The 22,210-nt window shown below is 73.4% G+C and carries 21 protein-coding genes; 8 read left to right on the forward strand and 13 right to left on the reverse strand.

All coding sequences use genetic code 11. The features are described 5' to 3' along the window. Positions 1 to 178 precede the first annotated feature (178 nt). Together AC068Z_RS14090 and AC068Z_RS14095 are read left to right on the forward strand one after the other, a co-directional pair. Complete coding sequence (locus AC068Z_RS14090) at positions 179 to 571, forward strand: hypothetical protein (RefSeq protein ID WP_478554867.1); 393 nt, start codon at positions 179 to 181, stop codon at positions 569 to 571. Further along, complete coding sequence (locus AC068Z_RS14095; protein WP_478554868.1) at positions 568 to 1,770, forward strand: DUF418 domain-containing protein; 1,203 nt, start codon at positions 568 to 570, stop codon at positions 1,768 to 1,770. Before AC068Z_RS14090 ends, AC068Z_RS14095 begins: the two co-directional genes overlap by 4 nt. On the opposite strand, the gene AC068Z_RS14100 is transcribed toward AC068Z_RS14095, so the two are convergent. The 8 genes from AC068Z_RS14100 to AC068Z_RS14135 all read right to left on the reverse strand — a co-directional run bounded on the left by AC068Z_RS14100 (position 1,718) and on the right by AC068Z_RS14135 (position 10,237). Further along, the gene (locus AC068Z_RS14100) at positions 1,718 to 3,484 is read right to left on the reverse strand and encodes a type IV secretory system conjugative DNA transfer family protein (RefSeq protein ID WP_478554869.1); all 1,767 of its coding nucleotides are present in this window, start codon (positions 3,482 to 3,484) and stop codon (positions 1,718 to 1,720) included. The genes AC068Z_RS14095 and AC068Z_RS14100 overlap by 53 nt on opposite strands. Continuing rightward, positions 3,481 to 5,220 carry an ATP/GTP-binding protein gene (locus AC068Z_RS14105; protein ID WP_478554870.1) on the reverse strand — a complete coding sequence of 580 codons (1,740 nt, stop codon included), beginning with the start codon at positions 5,218 to 5,220 and terminating at the stop codon, positions 3,481 to 3,483. Before AC068Z_RS14105 ends, AC068Z_RS14100 begins: the two co-directional genes overlap by 4 nt. Then, positions 5,217 to 6,710 carry an SCO6880 family protein gene (locus AC068Z_RS14110; protein WP_478554871.1) on the reverse strand — a complete coding sequence of 498 codons (1,494 nt, stop codon included), beginning with the start codon at positions 6,708 to 6,710 and terminating at the stop codon, positions 5,217 to 5,219. The genes AC068Z_RS14105 and AC068Z_RS14110 overlap by 4 nt, the downstream gene beginning before the upstream one ends. A gap of 128 nt (positions 6,711 to 6,838) precedes the next feature. Further along, positions 6,839 to 8,059 (reverse strand): hypothetical protein, encoded by a 1,221-nt coding sequence (locus AC068Z_RS14115; RefSeq protein ID WP_478554872.1) that lies wholly within the window; start codon positions 8,057 to 8,059, stop codon positions 6,839 to 6,841. Position 8,060: 1 nt separating this feature from the next. Further along, positions 8,061 to 8,819, reverse strand: a complete 759-nt coding sequence (locus AC068Z_RS14120; protein ID WP_478554873.1) for a DUF8175 domain-containg protein — start codon at positions 8,817 to 8,819, stop codon at positions 8,061 to 8,063. A 17-nt stretch (positions 8,820 to 8,836) separates the two neighbouring features. After that, positions 8,837 to 9,121, reverse strand: coding sequence for a hypothetical protein (locus tag AC068Z_RS14125; protein WP_451719321.1), 285 nt, complete (start codon positions 9,119 to 9,121; stop codon positions 8,837 to 8,839). 181 nt (positions 9,122 to 9,302) lie between these two features. Then, entirely contained in the window at positions 9,303 to 9,581 is a 279-nt protein-coding gene (locus tag AC068Z_RS14130) for a hypothetical protein (protein WP_478554874.1), read from the reverse strand. After that, on the reverse strand, positions 9,578 to 10,237 hold the full coding sequence (locus tag AC068Z_RS14135) for a hypothetical protein (RefSeq protein ID WP_478554875.1): 660 nt from the start codon (positions 10,235 to 10,237) through the stop codon (positions 9,578 to 9,580). The genes AC068Z_RS14130 and AC068Z_RS14135 overlap by 4 nt, the downstream gene beginning before the upstream one ends. Before the next feature lie 171 nt (positions 10,238 to 10,408). Here AC068Z_RS14135 and AC068Z_RS14140 point away from each other — a divergent pair, with 171 nt between their 5' ends. From AC068Z_RS14140 to AC068Z_RS14150, 3 genes are all read left to right on the forward strand, one after another. After that, the gene (locus AC068Z_RS14140) at positions 10,409 to 11,203 is read left to right on the forward strand and encodes a transglycosylase SLT domain-containing protein (protein ID WP_478554876.1); all 795 of its coding nucleotides are present in this window, start codon (positions 10,409 to 10,411) and stop codon (positions 11,201 to 11,203) included. 36 nt (positions 11,204 to 11,239) lie between these two features. Beyond that, the gene (locus AC068Z_RS14145; RefSeq protein ID WP_478554877.1) at positions 11,240 to 12,145 is read left to right on the forward strand and encodes a hypothetical protein; all 906 of its coding nucleotides are present in this window, start codon (positions 11,240 to 11,242) and stop codon (positions 12,143 to 12,145) included. Positions 12,146 to 12,314: 169 nt separating this feature from the next. After that, the gene (locus AC068Z_RS14150; RefSeq protein ID WP_478554878.1) at positions 12,315 to 12,860 is read left to right on the forward strand and encodes a sigma-70 family RNA polymerase sigma factor; all 546 of its coding nucleotides are present in this window, start codon (positions 12,315 to 12,317) and stop codon (positions 12,858 to 12,860) included. Positions 12,861 to 12,879: 19 nt separating this feature from the next. On the opposite strand, the gene AC068Z_RS14155 is transcribed toward AC068Z_RS14150, so the two are convergent. The 5 genes from AC068Z_RS14155 to AC068Z_RS14175 all read right to left on the reverse strand — a co-directional run bounded on the left by AC068Z_RS14155 (position 12,880) and on the right by AC068Z_RS14175 (position 18,333). Further along, positions 12,880 to 15,774 carry an AfsR/SARP family transcriptional regulator gene (locus tag AC068Z_RS14155; RefSeq protein WP_478554879.1) on the reverse strand — a complete coding sequence of 965 codons (2,895 nt, stop codon included), beginning with the start codon at positions 15,772 to 15,774 and terminating at the stop codon, positions 12,880 to 12,882. A gap of 89 nt (positions 15,775 to 15,863) precedes the next feature. After that, positions 15,864 to 16,739 (reverse strand): GNAT family N-acetyltransferase, encoded by an 876-nt coding sequence (locus tag AC068Z_RS14160; protein ID WP_478554880.1) that lies wholly within the window; start codon positions 16,737 to 16,739, stop codon positions 15,864 to 15,866. Between the two features lie 80 nt (positions 16,740 to 16,819). Then, positions 16,820 to 17,428, reverse strand: a complete 609-nt coding sequence (locus AC068Z_RS14165; protein ID WP_478554881.1) for a GNAT family N-acetyltransferase — start codon at positions 17,426 to 17,428, stop codon at positions 16,820 to 16,822. Positions 17,429 to 17,461: 33 nt separating this feature from the next. After that, on the reverse strand, positions 17,462 to 17,887 hold the full coding sequence (locus AC068Z_RS14170; protein WP_478554882.1) for a Zn-ribbon domain-containing OB-fold protein: 426 nt from the start codon (positions 17,885 to 17,887) through the stop codon (positions 17,462 to 17,464). After that, positions 17,884 to 18,333, reverse strand: coding sequence for a DoxX family protein (locus tag AC068Z_RS14175; RefSeq protein WP_478554883.1), 450 nt, complete (start codon positions 18,331 to 18,333; stop codon positions 17,884 to 17,886). The genes AC068Z_RS14170 and AC068Z_RS14175 overlap by 4 nt, the downstream gene beginning before the upstream one ends. Positions 18,334 to 18,557: 224 nt before the next feature. Here AC068Z_RS14175 and AC068Z_RS14180 point away from each other — a divergent pair, with 224 nt between their 5' ends. From AC068Z_RS14180 to AC068Z_RS14190, 3 genes are all read left to right on the forward strand, one after another. After that, on the forward strand, positions 18,558 to 20,135 hold the full coding sequence (locus AC068Z_RS14180) for a subtype B tannase (protein ID WP_478555374.1): 1,578 nt from the start codon (positions 18,558 to 18,560) through the stop codon (positions 20,133 to 20,135). A 121-nt stretch (positions 20,136 to 20,256) separates the two neighbouring features. Then, a complete protein-coding gene (locus AC068Z_RS14185) occupies positions 20,257 to 20,793 on the forward strand; it encodes a hypothetical protein (protein ID WP_478554884.1) in 537 nt (178 codons plus the stop codon). A 172-nt stretch (positions 20,794 to 20,965) separates the two neighbouring features. Further along, positions 20,966 to 22,159, forward strand: coding sequence for a flavin-containing monooxygenase (locus tag AC068Z_RS14190; RefSeq protein ID WP_478554885.1), 1,194 nt, complete (start codon positions 20,966 to 20,968; stop codon positions 22,157 to 22,159). Positions 22,160 to 22,210 lie beyond the last annotated feature (51 nt).

The raw sequence follows: 22,210 nt of genomic DNA on the forward strand, positions 1-22,210 counted from the left end.
CCGAAGCTCCCTTCGGGGACGTGCGGGGCTGGTGCGGTGGGTCGTGGATCGTTCTCACAACGCCGCGCCACCGTGCGGCGGTTCAAGGAGGCTGAACCGGGCTCGGTCCGGGGCCCGTTGTGCCTGCCACGGGTGCCGGAGGGCGGTCGGGAGGGTGCCGGAGGGTGAAGGAGTGCGGATGTACGCGGAGTTGTTGCTGCTGGCCCTGTGCACGGGTTTCGGCCTCGGCTTTCTGCTGCTGGCCCTGCGGGCGTCGGCGGCGGCGGTCCGGCTGTGGCTGCGCGGACTGAAGGTGCCGGGCGTGGTGGCGGCCCGCGCGGTGGCCGACCGGCGGGCCGGTGGCCTGGTGCTGTTCCGCGATCACCTGGGCCGGGACCTCGTGCTCGATCCGGGCCGGTACGCGCCCCTGTGCGGACTGCCACCGGTCGGGAAAGAGGTGATCGTGGTCTACGCGCGGGCCCGGCCGGCCGCGGCCCGGCTGTGGACGCTCCGGCACCTGCTGGCGCCGTCCTTCGGATGGTTCCTGGCCTCGACGCTGACCTTCGGCACCGGCGTGGTGGTGGCGTCGTGAGCCCCGTTCGTCCCGCGCGCGTGGGCGAACTGGATGTGCTGCGCGGGTTCGCCCTGTCCGGCATCCTGCTGGTCAACGCCCAGCTCACGGCGGGCCCGTACGCGGCCTTCGGCGGCGGTCCCGGGGCCTCGGCGCCCGACCGGGCCGCGGCCTGGGCGGTGACCGCGCTGGTCACCACCAAGTTCTATCTGCTGTTCTCCTTCCTGTTCGGCTACAGCTTCGTGCTGCAGGAGCGCTCCGCCCGGCGCGCGGGCGCCGCCTTCGCGCCGCGTCATCTGCGGCGCGCGGCGGGGCTGTTCGGGCTCGGTCTCGCCCACGCCGTCCTGCTGTACCCCGGCGACATCCTCATGACGTACGCGGTCCTGTCGCTGGTGCTGTACGGCCTGCGCGGCCTCGCCCCGCGCGCCGCGCTGCGGCTCGCGGCGGGCCTGGTCCTCGGTCTCGCGGTGGTCCTGTCCGGGTTCGGGCTGCTGACGGTCGCGTTCAGCGAGCCGTACACCGCCGGCCAGTACGCCCCGCACGTCGCGGACACCGTCGCCGCCTACCGCGGGGACGCCGTGTCGGTGCTCGGTGCCCATCTGCGCGACCTGCCCGCGGCGATCGGCGCCGACCTGCTGGCCGCGCCCGATCTGCTGGCCGCCTTCCTGGCGGGGCTCGCGGCGGCCAGGGTCCGGCTCGTGGAGCGGTGGGGCCGGGACCGGGCGTGGCTGCGCGCGGTCGTCGTGCGGTGCCTGCCGGTCGGCCTGACCGGCGGCGTGCTCACCGCCGCCTGCGCCGACTGGCCGCTGGACAGCCGCTGGTTCCACGTCGGCCACGCGGTCGCCGTCCTGACCGCACCGGCGCTGACCGCGTCGTACGCCTGCGGACTGCTCCTGCTGCTCCCCCGCGCCCGCCCGGCGGCGGCCGCACTGCTCGGCGCCGCCGGACGGCTGGCGCTCACCCACTACCTCACCCAGTCACTGGTCCTCGCCTGCGTCTTCACCGGCTACGGACTCGGGCTCTACGACCGGCTCGGCGCCGCGACCGTCCTCGCGGGCTGCGTCCTGCTCTACGGCGTCCAACTCGTCCTGGGCGCCCGGCTGATGAGCCGGGTGCGGTACGGGCCCGCCGAACTGCTGCTGCGTACCGTCACGTCGGGCGGACGCCCTACCCCTTCCCCAGGCTCACGCCCGGCAGGCGCCGCGCGGCCCGTTCCGTGATGGCGGCCGTCTCCGCCTTCGCAGCCGCCGAGATCTCCGCCGCCCCGGGCTCCTTGTACCAGGGGCGCAGCCGGATCAGGGCGGGCCGGACGCCGGTGGCGAGGAGCAGGGCCGTGCCCTTGGGCAGGGCCCGGATCCGGTCGGGCGGCAGGACGGCCTCCTGGCGGTAGGAGTACGAGCGGGACGTGCCGTCCTTGCTGCGCGAGACGCTCGGGGTGCGCACGTCGTGCTGGCCGACGAGGGTGGAGATCTTCTGCACGAAGTCGGCGTCGTCGAGGCCCGCGCCGAGGAGCTTGATCGTGGCCGCGCTCCACAGGGCGTCCATGCCCACCTCGCCCCACACCCGGGCGCCCTGCCGGTAACTCTGCAGCAGCGTCACGACGTTGATGCCGCGGGAACCGAAGTGCGAGTACAGGTCGGGCAGATCGGAGATGCGGCACACGTTGGCGGCCTCGTCCAGGACCGCCGTCAGCGGCGGGTCGAGCCGGCCGCCCATGCGTTCGGCGGCGACCACCCCGGCCCGCATCGTCGCGTCGGCGAGGCCCGCGATGACCCCGGCCGCCGATCCGCCGCCGTCCTTGGAGAGCAGGTAGAGGGTGTCCTGCGAGAGGACGTGCCGGTGGGGGTCGAACTCCGGCAGCTCCGGGTCGGGGGTGACCCAGGCGAGGATCTCGGGGTCGAGCAGGCAGGAGACGGTCTGGCGGGCCGTCTCGTAGATGCCGTCCCGGGTCTCCACCGCGCCGCGGACCGTGCCCTGCAACTGCTCGGCCATCGCGTTGAGCCGGGCCTCGCGGAGCAGGTCGACCGGGGTGCGGTCGGCGGGGTCGGCGAGCCAGCCGAGGAGGTCGGTGACCGGGGCCCGGCCGCGGGCGGCGGCGAGGAAGAGGGCGGTGAGGGTGTTCTGGGCGGCCGAGATCCAGAAGTCCTTCTTCGCGGTGTCGTCGTTGACGGAGGCCACGAAATGCCCGGCGAGCCGGCGGGCGCCCTCGATGGTGTGGCACTCGCCGAGCAGGTTCCACCACATGGCGCGCGGGCTGTGCGCGATGCCCTGCGGGTCGAACGTCCAGACCGTGCCCGCCTGTTCACGGGCGGCGCGGGTGACGGCGTACACGTCCGACTTGTTGGAGGTGAGCAGCACGGCGCCCTGGGCGCGCAGCACGCGCGGGACCGCGATGCCGGTGGACTTGCCGGCCCGGGGCGCCATGAGGTCGAGTTCCACGTCCTCGTAACTGCTGCGCAGCTCCGGGCCCTTGGGGTCGAGGTCGCCGAGGAGGTTGCCGGTCTCGTCGGGGTGCACGTCGGCGCGGCCGTCGAGGCTGGGGCGCAGTTCGCGGGCGCGGGCCTCGATGCCCTTGGGGCACAGGGCGGCCAGTTCGCGGCGGCCCGCGAGACCCTTGGGGCGGGCGGCGCGGTTCAGCAGGTGCCGTACGACGAGGGCGAGGGGCGACACGACGACCATCAGCAGGCCGAACATGCCCGCGTACACGGCGGCGGCCGGTGCCGCGGGCCACAGCGCGGCCGGGCCCTCGGAGGTGAGCCGCACGACGGTGGACAGGGCGAACGGCGGGGCGGCGAGGCCGTTCCCGGACAGTCCGGACCCCAAGGTGCCCCCGGCCCAGGCGACGGTGAACAGGGTGAGCCCGGTACCGGCGATGGCGACGACGGCCCACGGCAGCTGCTCGTGATAGCCGCCGCCGGCGCGGGGGGCGCTCACGCGGACCACCTCCCGCCCAGCTCGCGGGGGCCCTCCTGGGCGGCCCGTGCGACCTGCGCGGCCGCCTGGGCGACGGCCTGTTCGACGACCTCCTCGTTGGGGGTCCAGCGGGTGTTGGTGTTGTGCAGCCGGCGTTCGGCGTCGGTGATGGCGACCTTGATGGGGATGCCGGGGCGGCCGCCCACCTTGATGAGGAAGCGGCCCCGGCCGGGCGGCTCCTCGTGCTCGCCGGAGACCCCCCAGCCCGGGGGCGAGGACCAGGACGACACCAGCTCGATCTCGCGCCGGGACAGCCCCACCACCTTGCCCAGCTCCTCCATCTCCGCCCTCGGCAGCCCGGCGCACACCACCATCCCGGCCCGCTCCACGAAGCCGCGCGCCTTGGCCCGGTCGGCGTCGGTGCCCAGCGCCTCGGCGTCCTTGAGGGTGTGGGTGATCTTGGCGTCGCCGAGCCCGAGGGAGCGGTTGAGGCGGGTGAGCGCGTCGATCCGGTCGACGATGCCGGAGGCGGCGCGCAACGGGCGCCACAGTTCGTCGAGCACGGTGAAGAACCAGCGCCGGGGAGCGAGCCCGGCGTCCGCGAGGGCGTGCGAGGCGGCCACCGTGCCGAGCCCGTCGGACCAGGCGGCGAGCATCGCGGCGGCGGTGAGCTGGGTGTCGGCCTCGCCGATGCCGGAGATGTCGATGCACACGGCGGGCGCGTCGGGGTTGATCCGGGTGGACGTCTCGGAGGCGAAGGTGTCGCCGAGCGGGCCGTCGAGGATGCCGAGCAGGGAGCGGTGCAGCGGGTCGACGGCGTCCCGGTAGCGGGTGTCGTCACCGCGGTCCAGGGTGACCGCGCGGACCCGGTCGGGGCCCTCGGTGAGCACCTGGAGGAGGTCGGGCAGCAGGACCGTGCCGCCCGCCGGGGTGCGGGCGCGCAGATGGTGCAGGCACGCGCTCAGCACCGACTGCTCGTGGTCGTCCATCGGGCGGCCCCGCACGATGGTGATGAGCGCGGCGACCATGTTCAGCACCCGCCCGTGCGTCTCGGCCCGCAGCACCTCGCCCGCCTCACCGCCGATCCTGGCCGCCGCCGCGCCCATCGCCCCGGGGTCCAGGACGTTGATGCCGCCCCGGCCCCGGCCGATGGAGATCACCTGGCCGCCGAGGGCGCGCACGGTGTCGGCGTAGTCGGGCTTGAGGTCGCCGAGCACGAGCGGGACGACACCGGTGGCGGCGAGCCCGATCAGCATCCGGTTGACGAGGGTGGACTTGCCCAGGCCCGGCATGCCGAGCATGAACAGGGAGGGGTTGGAGATGTAGCGGGCCCGGGTGAACCAGTTCAGCGGGTCGCCGCAGACGGTGGCGCCGGTGAACAGGTGCTGCCCGAGCGGCACTCCGGTCATCGGCGAGCCGGAGCCGGCCGCGAACGGCCACATGCCGCACGCCTGCACGGTGGTGGCCCGCCACATGGTGGGCGGATCCACATAGCCGACGCGGCCCCCGCCGGGCCCCATCCAGCCGCGCGGCGGGACGTACGGCTCCCGGGGCCGGGCGGCGGGCTTGTTCCCGCCGCCCTTGCCTCCCTTTCCGCCCTTGCCGCTCTTCGCTTCCTTCCGCCAGCGCGGCTCGTCGGGCTCCGGCGCCCGGGCCGGGTCCGGACCCGGGAGCCCCGAGTCCAGCGCCCGGCGCGCCTGCTGCTCGGCCAGCCGGTCGGCTCGCTCGGCCTTCTTCTCCTCGCCGCGACGGCTCACAGCGCCTCCTGGAGTTCGTGCGGGATGAGGGTCTGCTCCCAGGGGAGGATCCCGGTGGGCAGGGTGCAGCTGAACGCGGCCGCCTGCATCCGGTCGGCGGGCCGCATCAGCACCCGGGAGGCGGCGGTCAGGTTCCGGATCATGACGCTGGCGTCGGCCAGCTCCGCCGCGCTGTCCACGGTCACCGTCAGCATCAGCGAGAACTCCACGAGCCCGGCGCCCGACGCCTCCTCGGCCGCGGTCTGTTCCGCCGCCCGCATCTCGGAGGCGGCGCGGGCCTGCACCATGCCGCGGCCGGACGTCGCCATGAACTGGGCGCTGCGCCGGTCCGCCTCGACGATCCGCGCCGAGGTGGCGGGGTCGATGGGCCGGTACACCAGCGCGACCCGCTTGCGGCGCGTGCCGGGGGCCGCCTCCAGCATGCCCCTGAGCACCGAGGAGCGGACGGTGCCGCGGGGCGCCAGCGTGAGCAGCCAGGTCCGGGACACCCCGGAGTCGTGCTGGTAGCTGTTGACCGTCTCGACGGCCGCGGCCGGTCCCGCGTCGTCCCACTCCAGGCCGGTTCCGCCGTGGCGGGCCCGGGCGTCGAGGACGTCGGCGGCGACGGCGGGGTCGTAGGCGACCCGGACGACCTCGGCGATCCGCTCGGCGGACAGCGGGTAGGCCGAGCCGCCACCGGCCGCGACGAGCCCGCTGAGCAGGCCCGGGATACGGATGGCGAGGTCGGAGATCACATCGTCCGGCTTGCGCTTCTGGCCGGGCGGGACGCCGTAGGTGAGGGTGACGTAGGTGTGCATCTCCGAGGAGGCGGTGGGATAGCGCTCGACGACCTCCTCCATCACCGCGCGGGCGGCGGGCGGTGCGTCGGGGTGGATGCGGGGCAGCACCTCGTGGGCGAGCCGGGTGCCCGGGTCGGGGGCGGTCTCCACGATCAAAGAGGCGCCCCGCAGCCCGGGTTCGTGGGCCAGCCGGGCCAGCCACTCGCCCCACAGCGCCACCCATACGTCGACCTGGTCCGGGTCGACCAGGGCGCCGCCGTCGGGGTCGCAGCCGAGGACGATCGTGTACAGGTTGCGGGCCGGGTGGTGCAGGACGCCGAAGGGGCGGTCGTAGGCGTCCCGGCCCTCGGTGGCGGTGACCTTGTTGAGCAGGCCGGGCGGACGGAACCGGCCGCCCGGCCGGGCGGACAGCGGGCCGGAGACGTAGAGGTGCGAGCCCTTGGCCTTACGACGCCACCAGCCGACGCGCAGGGTCATCAACTGGTAGACGTTGCGGCCGTCCTGGGTGCGGATGGCGAGCGGCACCAGGAAGACGATGACCGGTACGGCGACGACGACCGCGGCGTACAGCGAGACCAGCGAGGCGAGCAGGGTGGCGACCAGCCCGCCGAACACGCCGAAGGTCCCGACGAGCCCCAGCGGCCCGAGCCCCGGCCGCCGTGGCCGACGCCAGTTCCCGTAGGTCGGATGGGTGACGGCTTCCGTGGACATGAGGCTCCGGTGTCCCTTCGAGGAGTGGTGTGGTGGTGCCGCGTCGGGCGGGGGAGGGTGAAGACCGCCGAACTCCCAGGGGGGAGCGGGAGTTCGGCGGTCGCTCTAGGGGGCGGGGTGCGGTGGCGTCACTTGTTGTGGCCCAGGTCGCCGTCGGCGCCGTCGAGGGCGCCCGAGGCGGTGCTGCCGACGATCTTCGCGGCGGTGACCGCCGCGGCGACGGCCACTCCGGCCGGCCCGCCCGCCGCTGCCGCCGCCCGCCCCGCGCCGGCCGCGGCGCCCGAGCCGCCTCCTCCCGCCCCGGCACCCGCGGAACCGCCGCCCCGGCCCCCGCCGCCCGCGCCGTTGAGACCCGCGGGTCCGCCCGGACCGGCGGCGCCGCCCGGCGAGCCGCCCGAACTCCCGGCGCCGGAGGGCCCCTTGGCCCCGGTCCCGCCCGCCTGCCCGCCGGACCCGCCGCTGCCGCCGACCGGGCGGGCACCGGTGGCCAGCGCGCCCGCCGAAGCCAGCGCGCCCGACACGGGGTTGCCGCCGCCGAGCGCGGCGGTGGCCGGCACCACGAGCTTCAGCAGCGCGGGCAGGGACACCGCGGACAGCAGCATCAGGCCGATACCGGCGATGCGTTCGTTGATGTCGCCGCCCTGACCGCCCTGCGAGATCATCGCCGAGCCCGAGTACAGCACCAGGCCGGCCGCGGGTTTGTACAACAGCCAGGCGATCATCCAGCCGATGTGCTTGCGCCACCAGCCGGAGCCCCAGTCGGTCATCGAGGCCGCGGCGGCCAGCGGAAGGGTGCCGAGCAGCAGGATCATCACGCCGAGCCGGATGTACATCAGGATGGTGTGGATGATCCCGGAGATCAGCAGCAGGAAGGCGAGCACCAGCAGCAGGAACGACTGGACGTTGTCCCCGCTCTTGCAGGCCCCGACGTTGCTCAACTGCGCCTGCGCGCCCGCGTTGAACAGGTACGTGGCGTAGTCGTCCGCGACCGCCGCCGCGGCCGTGACGATGGTGGTGGCGGCGCCCGAGACCAGGATGACCCGGAGGATGCCCGTCAGGGCGGTCACACCCGCGGTACCGCGTCGTTCCAGCGCCATGCGGACCGAGGCGAAGATCAGCGACCCGACCGCGAGGTAGACCACCAGCCACTGCGTCTGGCTGCCGACGTTCTTCGCCGTGGCCGTCCCCGTCAGCGTCGGCACCCCGGTGATCAACGCCCCGAACACGGCGACCGCGCCCGCCAGGATGGTGTTCGCGATCAGCTCGATGACGGTGCCGATGGGGTTGCCGAGGAAGTCGAAGAAACCCTTGATCAGGTCGATGACCGGGTTGCCGGTCGGGCAGTTCACGTCAGACCCCCCACAGGGTGTAACCGCTGGTGTTGCCCTGGACGGCCGTCACCGGCGAGTGCAGGGAGCCGTCGCTGTTGGGCAGGACCTTCCAGTCACCGCCGCTCCAGCGCAGCACGATGGTGGTCGCGGCATAGCCCTGACCCGTTCTGAGCAGCAGCCTCACGTGCGCGGCCGTGTCGGAGTACGACGCCACCGAGAACCCGGCGTAGGTGGCGACGGCCGTGTCGCCGCTCTGCTCGCCGCTGTCGACGTCCTCGACGGTGGAGCGCTGGAAGACGAACATGTCCCGGGCGCGCCCGGCGACGACCTGCTGCTGTGTGGCGGACCGCCAGTCGGAGCCGCTCATCTGCGACGGGATGACGTGGGCGGCCAGGACGGCACCGAGCGGTGTGCGGGCGTAGCACCAGCGCAGCGATCCCGTCGTCCGGGTGGGCCCCGCCGAGGCGGAGACGGGCACGCGCGTGACGCCGATCGTGTGCCAACTGACGTCCTTCGGAGCGGCCTTGGGCAGCACGTCACCGGCGCTGTCGTCGGTGGCGCAGCCCTCGGGGCGGCCGCCTCGCAGCGCGGTGTCGGTGGACAGCGGGCCGGGCTCCGCCGCACGGGCACGGCCCGCGCCGGTCTCGCCGCCGGACGTCAGCGCGACGATCCCGCCCAGCACCAGCACGACGGCGAGGAACCCCGCCGACAGCCGCCAGCTGCGCTGCTTCCAGTACGGCTCCTGCTCCTCGGCCCACCGCTGTCTGCGTGTGAACATCTCGACCGCCCGTCGGCTCACGCGAAGACGAAGCTGACCAGCGGGCCGGCGGTGGCCACCAGGACACAGCCGCCGAGGACCATGCCGAGCCGGCTCATGTGCTCCGAGCTCTCGCCCCGCTTGAGGGAGATCGCCATCATCGCGCCGGTGATCAGCACCCCGGCGACTCCGGCGGCGGTGCCCGCCCAGGCGGCTATCCCGAGCACGGTGTTGACCTTGGTCTTGAGCGCGTCCGGAGCACCGCTCGTGGGCTGCGGGACGCCGGCGGCGAGGACGTTGTGGGCTTCGAGGAGCAATGACATGGGGATCTCCGAGGAGGTCGGCGCCCTGCCTGGAGGGCGGGCGGGGAGGGACGGTCGGTGCGGTGTGGTCTGTGCGGTGCGGGCGTGCGCGGGGCGCCGTCGGCGGGCGCACGCGTGACGACGGAGCGGAGGAGGGCGTGGAGAAGGGCTTGGAGGATGGCTTGGAGGAGGGCGGGGAGTCCTAGGGGCCGAGGAGGGACAGATCGCCGAGGAAGGCGACGAGCGGACCGGCCGAGGAGGCGACGAGGCAGCCGAGGGTGACGAAGAAGACGCCACGGAAGTGGGCACCGCCCTCGCCGGGTTCGCCCCGGTTGAGCTGGACGGCCATGTTGATGCCGACGATCAGCAGGCCCGCGACACCGGCGGCGGTGGCGCACCAGGCGAGGATGCCGAGGATGGTGCCGGCGCCGGCGGGCGGGCTGTAGCCGGCGGGCGGCGCGGCGAGCAGGAACCGGTTCACGACACGGCCTCCTCGGCGCGCGCCTCGGCGCCCACGAGTTCGGCGAGCGAGACGAGCTGCCGGGGCAGGGACTTCACCCGCCCGCCCAGGCGCCAGGCGGGTATCCAGGGCACGCGATGGACGTGGGTGACGGAGCGCAGGACGCGGATCCGGCGCAGCAATGTGAGCGGGAGCCGCCCGGGGGCGTCGGCGACGAGAACGACGCCGATCAGTTCGAGACCCTGCGGAGCCCGCCCCTCCTTGAGCGCGCCCAACGCCTGCGAGACGGCACGCAGTCCACGGGCGCTGGTCCGGCCGACGATCACCACCCGGCGCGGTTCCCCCGCCCCCGGCTTGGGCCAGCGGACCCCGAGGTCCACGCCCCCGAGCACCTCGACCAGGGAGGTGGCCCCGGCGCCCCCGTGCGCCTGGACCCATCCGATCTCGTCCCGCCCCTTCCCCCGCCCGGAAGCGCCCCGCCCGGCACCACCTCGCGCGGCACCACCGCGCCGGGGCTCACCCCAGGAGGGCTCGGCGACGGGGGCGGGGGCGGTACGGCGAACCGGAGCGGGGGACGCCGCCGGCGCCGTACCCCCGGAGGAGACCGGGGCCGCCGGAGATTTGGGGCCCCGCACCCATCCTGATGGGCCCGTCGGCGTGGTCGATGGTGTGGCCATGGCTGTTCCGCCCCCCTCTTCGGTCGTCATTCCGCTGCTCCGGCGCATCTGATTTCCACCGGTTTGAACTTATTTGCTCCCGGGCCCGTTTGGATCTGCCGAGCCCGACGGACAGCACAACGGGCCGTTTGGCCGCAGCGGTTCAAGGTGAGGGGAAGAAGGCACGAGCCCATGGGTTCCGCAACGGGACAGAACGAGGAGGGCGGCAGCTCCACAGCCGTCCGGAACACCATCGCCGCCGGCACCGGCTGCGGTTGTCTGCTGTCGCCGGTCGCCCTGGTCGGCACCGTGATCATCGTGATCGTCATCGGCGGGTTCGGGGTGCTGCTGGCCCCGCTCATCGCCCTGATCATGCTCTTCGGCGGCGGGGGCAGCGACTCCGACAACCAGGGCACCGCGGACCAGGTGATCGCCTCCCTCCAGGGCGACGGCTCGGGCGAGCTGGACACCTCCACCGTCCCGGAGGACCTGGTGGAGACCATCGAGGACGCCGGCGAGCTGTGCGGCGCGATCGGCCCGATCGTCATCGCGTCCCAGATCGAGCGGGAGTCCGGCTTCGACGCGGCGCTGGTCGGCCCGGACGGCAAGCAGGGCATCTCGCAACTGCCGCCGGACAAGTTCACGCAGTACGGCAAGGACGACGACGACAACGACAAGGTCTCCGCCCTGGACGCGGAGGACTCGATCATGGCGCAGGGCCGCTACATGTGCGCCCTCGCGGACGAGGCCCAGAAGATGATCGACAACGGCGAGGTCGTCCGGACCGGCACCACCGACACCGCCCTGGACCTCGCCCTGGCCGCCTACCACGTCGGCATGGACGCCGTCCGCGCCGCCAAGGGCGTGCCGAACACGAACGAGGCCCAGGGCTACGTCCTCGCCGTCCGCGCCCAGTTCGCCAAGTACGAGGGCATCGCCGCGCCGCCCTCCGGGGCCACGCCCGGCGTCACCCCCGATCCCACCTGATCCATCCACCATCGCCCCCGCATGAGGAGGACCGCCATGGCCCACTTCGAGGTGCGCATCACCGACGACGAGCGCGCCGAGATCGACGGACAGCCCCTCGCCCCCGAGCCGGGCCAGTCCGTGCACGACGCCGTACTGGACCGCTTGCAGCAGTACGCGCAGGAGCGCGGCGCCGCCGTGCGGGCCACGGTGAACGACGGCTCCGCCTCCGCCCACTTCGTCCTCGAGGTCTCCCCGGACGGCTCCAGCCGCCTCCTCGACGCCACCGAGCCCTCACCCTCCGAGCCGGCGGCGGAGCCCGAGCCCCGGCGTCCCGCGTCGCCGCCCCCGTCGGCGCCCGTGTCCGCCGTGGCCGCCGCCGTCGCCCGTGCCCGCGGTCGAGGTCAGGAACGGGGGCACGGGCAGCAGCGGGGGCCAGGTCAGGAACGGGGTCGAGCCCGGCCCCGGGCCGCGGCCCCCGCCACCGAGTCGCCCCTCGCCGAGTCGCCCGTCGCCGAGTTGCCCGTCGAGCATGCCGAACGGATCGGTCGTATCCACGCGTTGGCGACCGGTGGCCGGCTCGATGAGGCGTACGCCGACGCGAGCGCGCTGCGCGCGAGCCTCACCGGCACGCTCGGCGCCGACCATCCGCACGCGCTGGAGGCCCGGTCGGTGGAGGCCTACCTCGCGCATCTGCGCGGGGACCACCGGGAGGCCACCGTGCTGGCCCTGGGCGTGGCCCGGATCCGGTGCGGGGCCCGGGACGGACGCGCGCCGGACGAGGTGGCGCGGGCGGCGGCGGCCTGGCAGCGCATCGACGACGACCGGGCGGCCCTGGTCCACGGGCGCGAACTGCTGCACATGTGGAGCCGGTTGAACCTCCAGGGCCAACTGCCGCCCGGCCACGCCGCCCTCGTCGGGCAGGTCCGCAGACACGTCGACGCCTTGGCGGCGTACGTCTGAGTCACCGCCGACCATCGCCTACGGCACCCCTGACCTGCTCGTCCATCGATCCGTACAACCGGCGTCAAACGAGCGTGGAACGCCCCTGGCAACACTCCGTCCCCAGCGGACCCCGGCCCTCACTCCCGTCCCGGCCGGGGTCGCTCATCCCACGGAGCAGGAGCACACCATGAACGTGACGGTGATCGGATCGGCCGGCGCCACCACCCCGGAGGAACGGGCGCTGCGCGATCTCTACCTCGAGCACGGCCCGGCGCTCTACTCGTACGTGCTGCGCCTGCTGGGCGGGGACACCCACCGCACGGAGGACGTCATCCAGGAGACGCTGCTGCGGTGCTGGAGCAAGCAGAACCTGGTCGACGACGACGGCATGGCGGTACGCCCCTGGATGTTCCGGGTCGCCCGCAACCTCGTCATCGACACGCACCGGACGCGTGCGGCGCGGCCGCAGGAGGTCGGCGGCGCCGACTGGGTGAGCGAACTGGGCATCGAGGTCGACGACATCGACCGGATGCTGTCCTCCCTGGTCGTGCGGGACGCCCTCCAGGCGCTGACCCCCGCACACCGCGAGGTGCTGCTCGCCACGTTCTTCGCGGACCGCACCACCCAGCAGGCCGCCTCGGTCCTCGGCGTCCCGCAGGGCACCGTGAAGTCCCGTGTGTACTACGCCCTGCGCGGCCTCAGGACGGCACTGGAGGAGCGGGGGGTGCGATAGGCACGCGGACCGCCGCCCCCTACGGGTCCAGCTCGCGCAGCTCCCGCCGGACCTCGTCCGCGTCCGCGTGCCCGCTCTCCTCCAGCAGAACGAGCGCCTCCTGCCACGCCCCGCGCGCCGCTTCGTGATCGCCGGCCGCGCGATGGGCGTCGCCGAGATGGCGCAGGGTGTCGGCCTCCAGGAAACCGCTGCCGATCTCCCGGTACAGCTCCACGGCCCGCTCGAACCGCTCGACGGCCGCGTCGTACGCGCCGAGGTGGTGGTGGGCGTATCCGACGCTGTCCTGCGCCGAGGCCTCCCCGCTCAGGTCGCCGACCTCCTGGTGCAGCAGGACGGCCTGCTCGCAGTGCTCCAGGGCCCGTTGCAGGTCGCCGAGCAGGATGTACGTCCAGCCGGTCTCGTTGAGGACGCTGGCCTGGCCGCTGCGGTGGCCGAGGGAGCGGTACAGCTCTCCGGCGCGTGCGTAGTGGCCGAGGGAGACGTCGTGGCGCTCGAGCTGGTTGGCCTGGTAGGCGAGGGCACGCCGGGTGCGGGCCTCGCCGAAGGCGTCGCCGGCCGCCCGGAACAGGTCCAGGGCACGGCCGAGGAGCCGTAGCGCCTCGTCCGGGTGCCCGAAGCGGGTGTGGCCGAAGCCCAGGCCGCGCAGGGCGTGCGCCTCGGCGACGGAATCGCCCAGGGTCCGGGCGGCGCGTAGCGCGGCCTTGTTGATCTCCATCATGTCGTGCCAGTGGCCGAGCCGGTCGAAGTACAGGTCCAGGGCGTAGGCGGTGCGCCAGGCGTGGTCGTGGTGGCCCCGGTCGGTGGCGTACTCGACGACCGAGCGCAGCACATGGCGCTCGGTGTTCAGCCAGGCGGTCGCCTGCCGGCTGTCGTTGAACCGCAGCGGCCCGCTGTCCGTTGTGCTCGCTGCCAGGGGGACGGTCTCCCGGAACGGGCCGAGCACGGCGGAGGCGTGGTGGGCGGTGTGCAGACAGTGGTCGAGCATCCGCAGCACGGCGGCGTCGCGCTCGGGCGCGCCGTCCTGGTGCGCGACGAGTTCACCGGCGTAGGCGCGCAGCAGGTCGTGGAAGACGAACCGGCCGGGGAGGTGTTCGATGAGCAGGCTCGCCCCGGTCAGCTCGGTCAGCAGGGCGCGCACCCGGCGGCGGGGCGTTCCGGCCAGCGCGGCGGCCATGGCGGTGCTGATGTCCGGGCCGGGGTGCAGGGCGAGCCGCCGGAAGAGCGCGGCGGCCTGGGGCGACAGCGCCCGGTACGACCAGGAGAAGACGGCACGGACGTCGGAGCCGGTGTCGTCTCCCACGGCGAACGCGTCGAGGCTGCCCTGGCCCGCACGCAGTTCCGCCGCGATGTCGGCGAGCCGGAAGCCGGGGTTGAGGGCGGCCCGGGCCGCGACGATGGCCAGGGCCAGCGGCAGCCCGGCACAGCGGGCGACGATGGCGTCGGCGGCCTCCGGTTCGGCGTCGACCCGGGCGCTGCCCAGCCGCCGGGCCAGCAGTTCCCCGGCTTCCGCCGCGCCGAGCAGGCCGAGCGCGAGCGGCCTGGCCCCGTGCCGCGCCACCAGGCCGGTGAGCCGGCTGCGGCTGGTGACGATGACGAGGCAGCCGGACGTGCCGGGCAGCAGCGGCCGTACCTGCTCGGTGTCGCGGGCGTTGTCCAGCACGATCAGCACCCGCCGGTCGGCCAGGACGCTGCGGTACAGGGCGGTCTGCGCGTCGAGACCCTCGGGAACGGCGTGCGGCGCCACTCCGAGCGCGACGAGGAACGTCGAGAGCGCCTCGCCGGGGTCCGTGCGGGCGGCGCCGGGGTCGTAGCCGCGCAGATTGACGTAGAGCTGCCCGTCCGGGAAGCGCCGAGCGGCCCGGTGCGCCCAGTGCACGGCGAGGGTGGTCTTCCCGGCACCGGCCATGCCGTCGATGACGCCGATGGCGGGGCGCGGAGTGAGGGCCGGGGCGCCGGGTCCGGTCGGCTGAGCCGTGAGGTCGTCGGCGGCGGACAGCAGCTCGGTGACTCGGTCGATCTCGGCGCGGCGGCCGGTGAACGTGGCCAGGTCCGCCGGGAGCTGGGAGGGCCGCACCTTGGGGGTTCCGGGGGCGCCGGGCTCCGATTCCGGCCGAAAGGGAGTGCCGAGGGTGTCGGGGGCGGCGCCGGTCAGGATCGCGGTGTGCAGGGCCCGCAGGGACGGGCCCGGTTCCAGGCCCAGTTCGTCGACCAGGGTCCGGCGCGTGCGCGCGTACGCCTCCAGCGCCTCGGCCCGCCGCCCGCACCGGTACAGGGCCGCGAGCAGCAACTCGCTGACGGCCTCCCGCAGCGGGTGCGCCTCGCGCAGCGCGAGGAGTTCCGGCACCAGTGCCTCATGACGGCCGAGTTGCGACTCCACCCGCAGTCTGAACTCCAGCGCGCTCAGCCGCCGTTCGGCCAGATCCGCGCGGGCCGCCTCGGCGAACGGGCCGGGCACTCCGGCCAGCGCGGGACTCCCCCAGTCGGCCAGCGCGGTACGCAGCAGCCGGAGGGCGGATTCCGTCTCCCCGGCGGCCCGGTGCCGTTCGGCCCGGGCCACCGCGGCCGTGCAGTCGGCCAGATCGCTGGAGACGGTGTCGGTCCGCAGGGCGTAGCCGTCCCCGGCCGAGACCAGGATCCGGAACGGCTGCCCCTTCGTCCGCTCGGGCTCCAGCAGCTTGCGCAGCCGGGAGGCGTACGTCCGCAGCACCGGGACCGCGCCCGGTGGCGGCCGGGTCCCCCACAGCCCGTCGACGAGGTCGGCCACCCCGACCGCGTGCCCTCGGCGCAGCAACAGCAGCATCGCCAGGACGGCACGCTGCTGGGGTGAGCCCAGCGCGAGTTCACTGGTGCCGCGCCAGGCGCGCAGCGGACCGAGCAAGGAGAACCGGAGGGGCTCTCGTCCAGTTTCCTCCACGGCCGAGGACAGTAGCGGCCGAAATTCCGAACGTCAGATCGAACAGTCAATTCCCGCCAGGCACTTCGCCCCGCGGTGACCCACGGCGTCTACGAACCCAGCCCTCCGGAGAAGTCGTACACCTCGAAGTCCGCCACCGCCCGGTAGCCGAGCCGCTGATACAGCACGTTGCTGGTGGTGTTGGCGAGGTCGGTGAAGAGCAGGACCTCCTCCGCGCCCGCGCGGACCGCGCCCCGGCTCACCTCGACCGTCACCGCCCCGGCGTATCCGCGTCCCCGCAGGTGGGGCGGGGTATAGACGGGGGCGATACGGACCTGGCCCGCGACCATCGGGGTCACCCCGCACATGGAGACCGGGGTGCCCTGCGGGTTCTCCCAGAAGGTGATGCCGCCGTAGGCGATGCGATGGTCGGCCCAGGCCTCGACATCCCCGGCGGCATGATCGCCGACCGCCTCGGTGAACTCGCCGTACCAGCGGATCAGTTGGTCCCGGTCCTGCTCGCCGGCCACCCGGGGCGCCCCCTCGGGCAGCGGCCGGGGCGTCATCAACGAGCCCAGCCGGTACAGCCGTTGACGCTGGCGCAGGGCCGAGTTCGCGCCGGTGTGACGCTGCCAGGAGCGGACGAACCCGGTGGTCGTCTCGCGGGTGCCGATGATGCCCGGCACCGGGTGACCGATGGCCACGAGGTGGGCGGCGAGGGCGTCGGTCTCGTCGGCGTTGAGCGGGGTGACGTTCAGCCGGTAGGGCGGGGTGCGGAAGTAGGCCCCCCGCACCTGGCCGTCGCATTCCATCACCCCGAACACGGGCGGCTCGTCACCCCCGTACGCGCGCAGCCCGCGCATCCGCAGGGACTCCGTCACCGTCAGGGCGACGGTGTGCAGATCGGGGCGCGACCGCAGGAATCCACCGGCGTGCGAGAGGAAGCGGTCGAGGTCTTCGGTGACGTACCAGTCGTCCGAGCGCATGTCTCATGATCCCGCCTCGGTAAGGGACTTGGCCATGCCTTTCCGGGGTGAAACCCACGGTCGTCACATCGACGCTAGAGTCATCCGTTCATGACGTCCGGCTCGGGATCCTCCGCCAGCCGCGCGTGCAGATGCATGTCCCGGTACGCGTCGTGCCGGCCGGCCTCCCACATCGCGCCCCTCAGGGTTCCCTCGTAGGTGAAACCGCAGCGCTCCGCGATGTGGCAGGACGAATCGTGGCCCACCGCGTGGTCGAGTTCCATGCGGTGCAGGCCGAGATCGGTGAACGCCCAGCGGGCCGCCAGGGCGAGCGCGCGGGTGGCGATCCCGCGGCCCCGGGCCTCGGGGAGGACCCAGTAGCCGACGCGCGCTGTGTTCATCACGCGGTTGATGACGTTGACGCCGATGTGCCCGAGCGGCCGTCCGCTCGCCGCGTCCGCGATGCAGTACGGCGCCGAGGAGCCCTCCGCCGCGCTGTGCGCCGCCGCCCGGAGCTGCTCCCGCGCGCTGTCGAGGTCCGTGGTGAAGCGCAGGGGTGTGTTCCAGCGCGCGAACTCCGGGTCCGTGCGCCCGCGCAGCCACGCCTCGACGTCCGCCTCGGACTCCGGGTCCCAGGGACGCAGCCGGAGGTCCCCGGCGCGGAGGTCGGGGAGTGCCGGTGCCTTGTAGCGCTGGTCGTCGAGCGTCATGAGGCCATTGAAACTGGTGAGCGAGTGCGGCGCTCAGTGAATGGCGAGGTGGCCTCGCCGCAGCGGCCGGAACACCGGCACCCCGTCCCGGAACCCCGCCTCCAGTTCCATTCCGGCCCGCAGCGGCGCCTCTCCGGCCGACCCCGTCCACTCCACGATCTCCGTCATCATCCGCGGGCCCTCGGCCAGGTCGACCACGGCGGCGACGTACGGGGTGCGCTCCCCGAAGGGCGGCAGGTCGTTGCGGTGCACGACCGACCAGGTGTAGAGCGCGGCCCGGCCGCTCGCGGTCTCCCAGGCGACGTCCTCGCTCCAGCAGTACGGGCAGAACTCCCGCGGATAGTGATGGGCCCGTCCGCAGGCCCGGCAGCGGCGGACGAGCAGCCGCCCCTCGGCCGCCGCGTCCCAGTAGGGGCGGGTGAAGGCATCGGGCTCGGGTTGGTCGAAGCGGGCCGTCACAGGAACAGCCCGAGCGCGTCGTCCAGCGACCAGGTCTGCCAGGACATCCCGAACAGCGCGACGACCGAGATCAGCGCCATCATCGAGTTCTGCCCCTGCTCCGCCCAGTCGTGGATCATCAGCGCGAAGTACACGCCGTTGAGCAACAGGCCGGCGACCAGGGCGACCGGGGTGAGGAAACCGAGGATCAGACCGAGCCCGAGGGCGAGTTCGGCGTAGGCGACGACGTACGCCATCGTCCGCGGCCGGGGTGCCACGACGACGTCGAAGCCCGACCGTACGGCGGTCCAGCGGTGCTTGGCCGCCACGTCCGCCGCCCAGGCGATCCCGCCGCCCTGGAACCAGCTCTTCTTGTCCTTGTGCCGCCAGCTCTCCAGCCACCACAGGCCGAGGCCTATGCGGAGCACGGCCAGCCATTCCGCGCCACTGAGCCAGATCGTGTCCATGGATCTGACGGTACGTCAGATCCGGCGGGCGCGGGAGACCCCCTGCCGCCGCTCTCGCACTGCCGCCGCCACTGTGGACCCCCTGTGAATCTGTGGGTCTTCCATGAAAGGGAGCGGATTGTTGGCAATTTTGTCGCCACTCTGACTACCTTCGCAGACGCAAGCCCAATGACCCGAGGGAGTCGAACGTGAAGCACAGGGCAGTCAAGCGCAGGACCGTCGTGATGGGCATCGGCGCGGCGGCCGGGGTGGCCGCGGCGGGCGGCATCGCGCTGAGCGCGCAGGCGTCCTCCGGCACCGACGGCTCCTCCGCGTCCGGTTCGCTGGTCTTCGACCCCGCCGGCTACACCGAGCTGACCACGACCGTCACGGACACCGAGGGCACCTCGCACGAGGTGACGTACCACTTCTGGAAGGCGATCACCTACGTCGCCAAGCCGGTCGACGAGACGTACCAGTCGCTGAACGTCAGCGTCCCGGTGAAGGTCGACGGCAAGGCGGTCGACGCCTCCGGCGCCCCGATCCTGTTCGCGAACTCCGTCGGCGGCTACATGCCGTCCTCCGTCGCGAACGCGACCGGTGTCGGGGGCGGCGGCATGACCGGCGGCGGCGCGGGGGCGCCCAGCGGTTCCCCGTCGGCCTCGAGCAGCGCCCTCCCCAACGCCAACGGCAACACCAACGCCACCGGCGGCGCCCTCGCCACCAACCAGAAGCTGGCCCTCGCCGCCGGGTACGTGGTCGTGGAGCCCGGCGCCCGGGGCCGCACCCTGAAGAACACGGACGGCGAGTACTACGGCACCGCCCCCGCCGCGATCGTCGACCTCAAGGCGGCCGTGCGGTACCTGAAGGCCAACAAGGGCCGGATCCCCGGCGACGTCGACCGGATCGTCTCGGCCGGCACCAGCGCGGGCGGCGCCCTGTCCTCGCTGCTCGGCGCCTCCGGCGACAGCCCGCTCTACGCCAAGCACCTCGAGGAGATCGGCGCGGCCGACGCCTCCGACGCCATCTTCGCGGTCGGCGCCTGGTGCCCGATCACGGACCTGGAGCACGCCGACGGCGCCTACGAGTGGAACTGGGGGACCAACGCCCTCAGCACCGGCAAGCAGGTCGACCAGACGGTGTCCAAGGCCCTCCAGTCCCAGTTCGCCGAGTACCAGGCGGGCCTGAAGCTGCGCGGCCTGAACCGCTTCGGCACGCTGAACGCCCGCAATTACGACGAGTACCTGGTCAAGCAGTACCTGGAGCCCTCCGCCACCACGTACCTCGCGGCCCTGTCGGACGCCGACCGCGAGACGTACCTGGCGAAGAACACCTTCATCACCTGGTCCGGCGGCAAGGCGTCCTTCACCTGGGCGGACTTCCTGACGCACGTGGGCGCGCGGAAGAAGAACACGCCGGCCTTCGACGCCTTCGACCTCTCCTCGGGCGAGAACAACCTCTTCGGCGCGGGGACCACGGCCGCCCGTCACTTCACGGCGTACGGCGCGAAGAACGACTCCACCGGGCTCGCCAGCAAGCGGGTCGCGAGCGACATCCCCGCCAAGCTGGACCTGATGAACCCGATGTACCACCTGGTGGAGAAGGTCAACTCGCGGCGCTCCAAGCACTGGTGGATCCGGCTCGGCACCAAGGACTCCGACACCTCGCTGACGGTCTCGGCGAACCTGGCCGCCGCCGCGAACGCCCTCGGCGACGAGGTGAACCACCTCTACTACTGGGACGAGGGCCACGGCGCCAACACCGACCCGGGCGACTTCATCACCTGGATCGCCAAGGTGACGGGCCACAAGAGCGCCCGCTAGCCCCCTGAGCCGCGGTACCGGTTTCCCGTCATGTCTCCGGTCGCCGCGCAACCCACGGCGCCGAGCCCCTCCGCCAACGACCGGGCTCGGCGTCGTGGTGTTATGTCCGGACCGTTCTACTATGTCCGGCATGCAAGCCGTGCCGTACAAGCTGGTCCACCTGGACAGCCCCTTCATCAACTTCCGCGACTTCAAGTTCGCGGAGTCCTCCGCCCACGGCTACCGCTGGATCGACATCAAGCGCTTCCGTCTCCCGTCCCCGGCGCCGCAGGACAGGGCGCTGCTGGCCGCCCTGATCGCCCACCCCCAGTTCCGCGACACCTACGACGGCTCCGGCGTCCAGGACCGGCCCCGGCACGGCCAGTGGCGGCTGGACCGCGTCACCCCGGAGGCCTACCGCCCGGTGGACGCGGCGACGGCGGGCGCGGTGATCCGCTCCTGGGCCGACCAGCACGGCCCGATCCCGAAGGCGCTCTCCCAGGCCGTCCAGGAACAGGTCCACACCCCGATCAACACGGCCACCAGCACGTACCTCCTGGGCCCCCTCCCGGACGACGCCCGCCACGACCACGGCCCGATCCACATCGACTTCCACGAGCTGGTGCTCATCGACCGCCCCGCGAACTCCCTGACGCTGCTGGTGGCCGCGGACGACTGACTCCCTCAGGAGCGCGGGGCCGCATCCCTGCGCACCCCCTCCCCCCGACACCCATAACCAGGGGTCGTACGCCACGAGCCCCACCCACTCCTCCTACAGCCGTGATCAATCCGCAACCAATTCCGGTCTTGACCGAGACCCATCAACGGGGTGCGTGATTACGCTCGCGCTCATGGCCGACTCCTCAGCGCACTCACCAGCCGACGCGGACCGCCCCGTGTACGTCATAGGCGGCGGCCCCGGCGGACTCGCCGTCGCGTACGCCCTGCGCGCCCAGGGCATACGCGCCGTCGTCCTGGAGAAGTCCGACCGCGTCGGCGCCTCCTGGCGCGGCCACTACGACCGGCTGCACCTGCACACCACCCGCCGTCTGTCGGGCCTGCCCGGACTGCCGATGCCGCGCCGGTTCGGCCGCTGGGTGTCCCGGGACGACGTCGTGCGGTACCTGGAGAAGTACGCCGAGCACCACGAGCTGGAGATCGTCACCGGCGTCGAGGTCTCCCGTGTCGACCGCGCCCCCGACGGCCACGGCTGGCTGCTGCACGCCACCGGCGGCCGGGAGCTGACCGGCGCCGCCGTGGTCGTCGCCACCGGCTACAACCACACCCCCCGGCTCCCCGACTGGCCCGGCCGCGACACCTACTCCCGCGAGCTGGTGCACGCCTCCGCCTACCGCTCCCCCGAGCCCTACCGGGGCCGGGACGTCCTCGTCGTCGGTGTCGGCAACACGGGCGCCGAGATCGCCGTCGACCTGGTCGAGGGCGGCGCCTCCCGGGTACGGCTCGCGGTGCGCACCGCCCCGCACATCGTGCGCCGCTCCACGGCCGGCTGGGCCGCCCAGTACTCGGGCGTGCTCGTCCGGCGGCTGCCGGTCGGCCTGGTCGACCGCCTCTCCCGCCCGATGGCCAAGCTGAGCGTGCCGGACCTCTCGGCGCACGGCCTGCCCCGCCCCGACACCGGCCTGTACAGCCGGGTCCACGAGGGGGCCATCCCCGTGCAGGACGTCGGCCTCATCGACGCCGTCCGCAAGGGCAGGGTCGAGGTCGTGGCCGCCGTCGACGGCTTCGACGACGGCAAGGTGCGCCTCGCCGACGGCGCCCTCGTCGAACCGGACGCCGTCATCGCCGCCACCGGGTACGTCCGCGCCCTGGAGGGCCTCGTCGGCCACCTCGACGTCCTCGGCCCGGGCGGCAGACCGGTCGTCCACGGCGCCCGCACCCCGGCCCACGCCCCCGGCCTGTACTTCACCGGCTTCACCAACCCCATCAGCGGCATGCTCAGGGAACTGGCCATCGACGCCGGGAAGATCGCCAAGGCGGTGGCGAAGAGGGACGGCGAGCGGGTGTCCCGGCTGCCGGTGAGCTGAGAGCCTGGACCTCGCCCGTTCAACTTTGCGTGCACAGCCATTCCTGACGGA

It is taken from the genome of Streptomyces sp. NPDC043726, from assembly GCF_056436565.1.

What these genes read in the sequence shown, in the direction of transcription:
- AC068Z_RS14180 (WP_478555374.1), top strand. Translation starts at nt 18,558, where the DNA reads ATGGGCATCGGCGCGGCGGCCGGGGTGGCCGCGGCGGGCGGCATCGCG.
- AC068Z_RS14120 (WP_478554873.1), bottom strand. Translation starts at nt 8,819, where the DNA reads ATGTTCACACGCAGACAGCGGTGGGCCGAGGAGCAGGAGCCGTACTGG.
- AC068Z_RS14125 (WP_451719321.1), bottom strand. Translation starts at nt 9,121, where the DNA reads ATGTCATTGCTCCTCGAAGCCCACAACGTCCTCGCCGCCGGCGTCCCG.
- AC068Z_RS14090 (WP_478554867.1), top strand. Translation starts at nt 179, where the DNA reads ATGTACGCGGAGTTGTTGCTGCTGGCCCTGTGCACGGGTTTCGGCCTC.
- AC068Z_RS14190 (WP_478554885.1), top strand. Translation starts at nt 20,966, where the DNA reads ATGGCCGACTCCTCAGCGCACTCACCAGCCGACGCGGACCGCCCCGTG.
- AC068Z_RS14160 (WP_478554880.1), bottom strand. Translation starts at nt 16,739, where the DNA reads ATGCGCTCGGACGACTGGTACGTCACCGAAGACCTCGACCGCTTCCTC.
- AC068Z_RS14165 (WP_478554881.1), bottom strand. Translation starts at nt 17,428, where the DNA reads ATGACGCTCGACGACCAGCGCTACAAGGCACCGGCACTCCCCGACCTC.
- AC068Z_RS14150 (WP_478554878.1), top strand. Translation starts at nt 12,315, where the DNA reads ATGAACGTGACGGTGATCGGATCGGCCGGCGCCACCACCCCGGAGGAA.
- AC068Z_RS14185 (WP_478554884.1), top strand. Translation starts at nt 20,257, where the DNA reads ATGTCCGGCATGCAAGCCGTGCCGTACAAGCTGGTCCACCTGGACAGC.
- AC068Z_RS14135 (WP_478554875.1), bottom strand. Translation starts at nt 10,237, where the DNA reads ATGGCCACACCATCGACCACGCCGACGGGCCCATCAGGATGGGTGCGG.
- AC068Z_RS14110 (WP_478554871.1), bottom strand. Translation starts at nt 6,710, where the DNA reads ATGTCCACGGAAGCCGTCACCCATCCGACCTACGGGAACTGGCGTCGG.
- AC068Z_RS14175 (WP_478554883.1), bottom strand. Translation starts at nt 18,333, where the DNA reads ATGGACACGATCTGGCTCAGTGGCGCGGAATGGCTGGCCGTGCTCCGC.
- AC068Z_RS14140 (WP_478554876.1), top strand. Translation starts at nt 10,409, where the DNA reads ATGGGTTCCGCAACGGGACAGAACGAGGAGGGCGGCAGCTCCACAGCC.
- AC068Z_RS14145 (WP_478554877.1), top strand. Translation starts at nt 11,240, where the DNA reads ATGGCCCACTTCGAGGTGCGCATCACCGACGACGAGCGCGCCGAGATC.